This is a genomic window from uncultured Brevundimonas sp., assembly GCF_937863155.1.
Classification (GTDB): domain Bacteria; phylum Pseudomonadota; class Alphaproteobacteria; order Caulobacterales; family Caulobacteraceae; genus Brevundimonas.
The window spans coordinates 1-6,250 of record NZ_CALMFB010000066.1 but is presented as its reverse complement, the minus strand read 5'-3'; the positions used below and the strand labels follow the sequence as shown (position 1 = coordinate 6,250).

General features: G+C 71.1%; 7 protein-coding genes. 5 read left to right on the top strand and 2 right to left on the bottom strand.

All coding sequences use genetic code 11. The features are described from left to right. The 3 genes from Q0581_RS10555 to Q0581_RS10545 all read left to right on the top strand — a co-directional run. The coding region (locus tag Q0581_RS10555; protein WP_298700064.1) for an FxLYD domain-containing protein at positions 1-551 on the top strand (551 nt) is incomplete at its 5' end. After that, a complete protein-coding gene (locus tag Q0581_RS10550) occupies positions 544-1,074 on the top strand; it encodes a phosphoribosyltransferase family protein (protein WP_298700063.1) in 531 nt (176 codons plus the stop codon). The genes Q0581_RS10555 and Q0581_RS10550, both read left to right, overlap by 8 nt. Before the next feature lie 199 nt (positions 1,075-1,273). After that, a complete protein-coding gene (locus Q0581_RS10545) occupies positions 1,274-1,795 on the top strand; it encodes a GcrA family cell cycle regulator (protein WP_298700062.1) in 522 nt (173 codons plus the stop codon). Positions 1,796-2,058: 263 nt separating this feature from the next. Here Q0581_RS10545 and Q0581_RS10540 read toward each other — a convergent pair whose 3' ends face one another. Together Q0581_RS10540 and dapE are read right to left on the bottom strand one after the other, a co-directional pair. Next, a complete protein-coding gene (locus Q0581_RS10540) occupies positions 2,059-3,369 on the bottom strand; it encodes an MFS transporter (RefSeq protein WP_298700060.1) in 1,311 nt (436 codons plus the stop codon). Next, a complete protein-coding gene (dapE, locus tag Q0581_RS10535; RefSeq protein ID WP_298700058.1) occupies positions 3,366-4,538 on the bottom strand; it encodes a succinyl-diaminopimelate desuccinylase in 1,173 nt (390 codons plus the stop codon). The genes Q0581_RS10540 and dapE overlap by 4 nt, the downstream gene beginning before the upstream one ends. A gap of 41 nt (positions 4,539-4,579) precedes the next feature. Here dapE and Q0581_RS10530 point away from each other — a divergent pair, with 41 nt between their 5' ends. Together Q0581_RS10530 and Q0581_RS10525 are read left to right on the top strand one after the other, a co-directional pair. Beyond that, positions 4,580-5,056, top strand: coding sequence for a cupin domain-containing protein (locus Q0581_RS10530; RefSeq protein WP_298700056.1), 477 nt, complete (start codon positions 4,580-4,582; stop codon positions 5,054-5,056). Beyond that, the coding region (locus Q0581_RS10525) for an MFS transporter (protein ID WP_298700055.1) at positions 5,040-6,250 on the top strand (1,211 nt) is incomplete at its 3' end. The genes Q0581_RS10530 and Q0581_RS10525, both read left to right, overlap by 17 nt.

Sequence of the window (6,250 nt, the reverse complement as noted above, 5' to 3'; positions counted from 1 at the left end):
GGATCTTCCGCGTCGATGTGGTCGAAATGTATCCGCGCGCGGCCAGCGCCTATGCGGCTGTCGGCGCCCGGGTGAACCCCACCGGTCTGGATTTCGAGGCCGTGGGCGCCCGCACCCTGACGGATGATCCGGGCGTGGTCATGGTGTCTGGCGCCCTGCGCAATGTCCGCGACCGCGAGATCGTGGCCCCGCCGGTGCGCGTCGCCCTGCTGGACGCCCACGGCGCCGAGGTGGGCCACAGCATCGTGCGCATCGACGCCGCGCCGGTGCTGCCGGGCAAGGTCCAGGGCTTCGCCGTGCGCATCAACGATCCGGGCGGCAAGGCGGCTGGGGTGGGGGTGGATTTCGTGCTGACGGCGCCCGAACCGACGGCCCAGACCGCATCGGAGCCCGCGCCCCGTCCGGCCGCGCGCCGGCCCCAGGCGGCGGTCGAGGCGGGCCTGCGACCCGCGGTCAGCACGGTTCCGGTCGCGCCCGAGGGGGCGCCGGTCGAGGCGACGCCGCTCGACACGCCGGGGCCTGAGGCGCTATCCGCCCCGCATCATGGCTGACGCCCTTAAACCCACCGTCCTGCTGTCCGAAGCCGAGGTGCGCCGTGTCGTCGAGGACATGGCGGCCCGCATCGCGCCGATGATCGATGACGAGACGGTGGCGGCGGTGCTGCTGACTGGCGGCCTGTGGTTCGCCGCCGACCTGACGCGGGCCCTGGCGCGGGTCGGGCGCAACGTCCGCTTCGACGCCCTGTGGCTGGCCTCCTATGGCGACGACAAGACCAGCCGGGGCCGCATCGAGGTGCGGGCCGGCTTCCAGCGGCCGATCCAGGGCCGCCGTGTCCTGATCCTGGACGATGTGTTCGACACCGGCCTGTCGCTGGCCGAGGCGGTTCGCATCGCGCGCGATGCGGGGGCGTCCGATGTCCTGACCGCCGTCTTCGCCCGCAAGCCCTGGCCGCTGCCGCGGGCGCCTGAACCGGACTTCGTCGGCTGGGAGGCGCCGAACCGCTTCCTGGTCGGATATGGCCTGGACCATGCCGGGGCCCTGCGCGGCCTGCCCGACGTCTGCGCCCTGGACTGAACGCCTCCCCCTTTTCGAAGGCTGAAGAACGCCCCCGCATGACGGGTTGAGCGAACACGATTCAATATCTGGTTTCTGTGGACAGGGTGATTCGCATATCTTGCGGCTATTAAGAGCTGGTTTACGATTAGTGGTGGGCGTTGGGCGCTGAAGCGGCTGTCGGACCCCACATGTTGAATCATCTCGCCGGGAGGGCGCCATGACCGCAGGTTGGACCGAAGATCGTGTCGGCACGCTGAAGAAGCTGTGGCTGGAGGGCCAGTCGGCCAGCCAGATCGCCAAGGCCCTGGGCGGGGGCGTCACCCGCAACGCCGTGATCGGCAAGGTGCACCGCCTGGGCCTGTCGGGCCGGGCCACGCCGTCGCAACCGGCGCGCACCACCTTCCGCACGACCCGGCCCCGTCCGGCCGCCGCCGCGCCCCAGGCCCCGTCGGCCCCGCGCCGGATCGAGGCGGCCCAGCCGCGTCCGGCCGCCGCCCCGCCGGTCCCGGCCCCCATGCCCGACCTGCCGGGCACGGCCACGGTCATGACCCTGGGCGCTCACATGTGCAAATGGCCGATCGGCGACCCCTCGTCGCGCGAGTTCAGCTTCTGCGGCCGTCGCGCGTCAGAAGGCGTCTATTGCGTCGAACACGCCCGCGTCGCCTATCAGCCCCAGGTCAAGCGCGGCGGCAAGGACGGCGCCTCGGAGCTGGCGCGCAGCCTGCGGCGGTATATTTAAGAGCGCTATGTTCGCGACGCGGTCGCTCACGACTTGAGCGCAGGGCTTCGCCCTCACGTCTCGAGGGCCCGAGAACTGAGCAGAAAAGGCCCTCAAGCCGTGAACGACCGCGCGGCGAACGATAGGGCAAGAAATACGGCGTCATCTCGCCGTAACGGACGCCCCCTAGAGGGGCCGCCTTCCCTCTCGCTGGTCGCGCTCGCGGCCGGCGGGACTTCAGGGGGCGAGGCTGCGGTTCTCCGGGTTGACGCAGCCTCGACCGCCTATTCCGACACCAGACGCCCGCCGCCCTCGGGCCCCGGCTGCGAGGCGGGCGGGGTGTCCGACGACGGCGTCTCGTCCCGGTCCGGCAGGTCCGGCGGCCCGCGCCGCAGCGGTCCGCTGATCCAGCACAGGGCTAGGGCCGCGCTCAGCAGCAGGCCGTTCAGGGCGAACGGCGCCGCCTCACGCCAGGCATAGAGGGCCACCCCCGCCACCGGCGGCGCCAGGAAGCTGAGGCCCGCGATCGACATGATCAGCCCGGCCACGGCTCCCTGTTCGCCCGGTCCGACCGACAAGGACGCCCCCGCCGTGAAGCCTGGCCGTGCGAACCCCAGCCCCATGGACACCAGGGCGTATCCGACCACCACGCCATGGAAGCCCGGCGCGGTCAGGCTGACCAGATTGCCGGCCAGGGCCAGGCCGGCGCCCCAGCGCACCAGGTCGCGCGGCTGCATCTTCAACAGGGGGATCAGCCCCCACTGGACCATCAGCGTCCCGGCCGCCCCGGCGAACAGGGCGATGGCCACGAAGGGCTGGGCCTGGTCCAGGCCGACGCCGGTGGCGGCCAGTTCGTCGATGACATGGAAGCCCAGCACCGAGATGTTCACCGCCTGGGCGCCGGTGACCAGAAGCCCGAACAGCAGATAGCCGCGCAAGCGCGGATCCTTCCACAGGCCGCGATGCGCCACCCCTTCGGCCGGGGTCGGAATGCGCGTCACCTCGCCGCTGGGCAGTCGCTTCCAGACGACGACCAGCACCACCACCGCGATCAGGGCGAAGGCGTAGAGCGGCCCCGCCAGACCCACGACCGGCAGGATGAACAGGGGCGCCAGCACCGGCCCGATCACCGTGCCCAGCCCTTGCGCCGAGGCCAGCAGCGACAGGGCCTGGGTCCGCCCCTGGGCCGTGGTGCGGTCCGCCACATAGGCCTGGGACGCGATCGGGGCGGCCGAGCCGAACACGCCATACAGGCTGCGCGCCGCCGCCATCAGGGCGAAGGCCGCCAGCGGCGCCATCCAGCCCTCCAGCCCCGCCGTGGCCGCCGCGCCGAAGCCGGTCATGGAGGCGATGAAGCCGGTCAGTCCGATCAGGATCACCCTCTTGCGCCCCAACCGGTCCGACAGGCGCGCCCAGAAGGGGGACGACACGGTCCACATCAGGGCCGAAACGGCGAAGGCCCCCGCCACCAGGGTGTCGGCCAGACCAAACTGGCGCCCGATGGCCGGCAGCACCGACTGCAGCCCCATATTGCCCGCCGCGGCGATCAGGCTGACCGCGAACAGGATGACGAAGGCGGGAGAGGTGGGGTTCATCTCGCTTCGGACAGCCGCTCCATAACCGTGTCGATCACCCGGCGATAGACGCGGGCCAGGGCCTGGATCTCGGCGACCGGGGCGCGTTCGTCGACCTGGTGCATGGTCTGGCCGACCAGGCCCAGCTCCAGCACCGGGCACAGGGCCCGGATGAAGCGGGCGTCCGAGGTGCCGCCGGTAGTCGAGGCCTCGGGCCGTCGCCCCGTCTCGGCCTGGACCGCATCCTGCACCGCCTCAACGAACGGCCCGACGGGGGTCAGGAAGGCCTCGCCCGAGCACAGATGCTCCAGCTCGATCCGCAGGCCCGACGCCGCCTGTTCGGCCCCTGCCTCGCGGTTCAGCCAGTCGATCAGGCCGTCGCCCGTCTGGGCCGGATTGAAGCGGATGTTCAGCCGCGCCCTCGCCTCGGCCGGGATCAGATTGGTCGCCGGATTGCCCACGTCGATGGTGGTGATCTCCAGGTTCGACGACTGGAACTCGGGATAGCCGTCGTCCAGCCTGTGCGCATCCAGCCGCGCCAGCAACCGCGCCATCACCGGAACCGGATTGGCCGCCCGGTCGGGATAGGCGACGTGCCCCTGTTTGCCGTGCACGGTGATCCAGCTGTTCAGCGAGCCGCGCCGGCCGATCTTGATCATGTCGCCCAGCGCCTGCTGCGACGAGGGTTCGCCGACCACGCAGGCGTCGATCACCTCCCCCTCGGCCATCAGGGCCTCGACCACCCGTTTGGTGCCGTGCAGGGCCGGGCCTTCCTCGTCGCCGGTGATCAGCAGGGACAGCGACCCCTCCGGCTCGCCCTCGTTCAGCCGTTCAGACACTGCGGCCACCCAGGCGGCGATCCCGCCCTTCATGTCCACGGCGCCGCGCCCATACAGCACCCCATCCTTCACCTCGGCCTCGAACGGCCCGGCGGTCCAGGCGCTTTCGGCCCCGACCGGCACCACGTCGGTGTGGCCGGCGAAACAGAGATTGGGCGAGGCCGTTCCGCGCCGGGCGTACAGATTCTCGATGCCCTCGAACGGCATGCGGCGACAGGCGAAGCCCAGGCCGGTCAGAACCTGCTCCAGCACCTCCATGGCGCCGGCGTCGATGGGGGTGACGGACGGCCGGCGGATCAGGTCGCGGGTCAGTTCGACGGGGTCGATGGGGGTGACGGATGCGCCGCTCATGAGACTATGCTTTAGAGGCAGCCTCCCCGCGCGAGAAGCCCATGCCGAAGATCGACCGCGACGCCGCCCCGACCGGCCACGGCACATCCTATCCCGAACCGTTCGACGCCCCGTGCCGGGCGCGGCGGCGCTGGCGGCTGGGCGATGCGGCGGGCCTGAGCCAGTTCGGGGTCAATCTGCTGCAACTGCCGCCCGGCGCCTGGTCCAGCCAGAGGCACTGGCACGAGACCGAGGACGAGTTCGTCTGGGTCGTGTCGGGCGAGGTGGTGCTGGTCGAGACCGACGGCGAAACCGTGCTGGCGGCCGGGGACTGCGCGGGCTTCAGGGCCGGGGTCGCCGACGGCCACAGGTTGGAGAACCGATCGGACGCCCAGGCCGTCGTGCTGGAGGTCGGGACGCGCAATCCGACGGGCGACGGCGCCGACTATCCCGACATCGACATGATCCTGCCGCGCGGGGCGGATCGCTATTTCCACCGCGACGGAACGCCCTATCCCAAACATGACCGACGCACCTGAGGCGCCCCCGCCCATCACCCCGCCGGTGGCCCAGGCGGCCGCCCATGGGTCCAATCCGTGGAAGATGAACGACTTTCGCCTGTTGTGGGCGGGGCGGCTGACGGCGGTGCTGGCCATTCAGGTCCAGTCCTCGGCCCTGTTGTGGCAGGTGTACGAGATCGCTCGGCGCGACCATCCGGTCGAACAGGCCAGCCTGTATCTGGGTCTGGTGGGGCTGGTGCAGTTCATCCCCCTGCTGGCCCTGACCCTGCCCGCAGGGGAAATGGCCGACCGGCGCGACCGCAAGACCACCGTGGCCGCCTCCATCGCGGTCGAGGCCCTGTGCGCCCTGGCCTTTTTGGGCATGGCCCTGCACGGCTCGCCGCCGTTGTGGGGACTGTTGAGCGTCGCCTGCGTCTTCGGCGCCTGCCGCGCCTTTCTGGCCCCCGCCAGCCAGGCCTTCCTGCCCATGGTGGTGGGCCGCCCCGCCCTGCCGCGCGCCATCGCGGCCCAGTCCATCGCCTTCCAGACCGGGGCCATCGCCGGCCCGGCCCTGGGCGGGGTGATCGTGGGGGTTTCCACCCCCCTGGCCTATGGCGTCTCGCTGGGCATGTTCATTGTCGGGCTTCTGGCCTTCCTGCTGATCAAGACCAGCGGCCGCCCGCCGACGCCCGAGGCCGCCTTCGGCCGCTGGCAGGCGGTGCGCGAAGGGCTGAAGTATGTCTGGACCACCAAGGTGGTTCTGGGCGCCATATCGCTGGACCTGATCGTGGTTCTGTTCGCCGGGGTGGCGCTGCTGACGCCCATCTTCGCGCGCGACATCCTGCATGTGGGGCCTGAAGGGTTCGGCCTGCTGCGCGCCGCCTTCGGGGTCGGGGCGCTGCTGATGGCGGTCTATCTGTCGCGCTATCCCATCGTGCGGCGCGGGGGGCTGTGGATGTTCGGGGCGGTGGCCCTGTTCGGGATCGCCACCCTGACCTTCGGCCTGTCCAAGGTGGTGTGGATCAGCGCGGCGGCCCTGTTCGTGGGCGGCGCGGCCGACATGATCAGCGTCAACATCCGCCAGACCCTGATCCAGCTGTCGACGCCGGACGGGATGCGCGGGCGGGTGTCGTCGGTGTCCATGCTGTTCATCGGCGCCTCCAACGAACTGGGCGAGGCCTATTCCGGCGTCATGGTGCGCCTGCTGGGCCCCATCGGCGCGGCGGTGTTCGG

What these genes read in the sequence shown, in the direction of transcription:
- Q0581_RS10550 (WP_298700063.1), top strand. Translation starts at nt 544, where the DNA reads ATGGCTGACGCCCTTAAACCCACCGTCCTGCTGTCCGAAGCCGAGGTG.
- Q0581_RS10530 (WP_298700056.1), top strand. Translation starts at nt 4,580, where the DNA reads ATGCCGAAGATCGACCGCGACGCCGCCCCGACCGGCCACGGCACATCC.
- Q0581_RS10540 (WP_298700060.1), bottom strand. Translation starts at nt 3,369, where the DNA reads ATGAACCCCACCTCTCCCGCCTTCGTCATCCTGTTCGCGGTCAGCCTG.
- Q0581_RS10545 (WP_298700062.1), top strand. Translation starts at nt 1,274, where the DNA reads ATGACCGCAGGTTGGACCGAAGATCGTGTCGGCACGCTGAAGAAGCTG.
- dapE (WP_298700058.1), bottom strand. Translation starts at nt 4,538, where the DNA reads ATGAGCGGCGCATCCGTCACCCCCATCGACCCCGTCGAACTGACCCGC.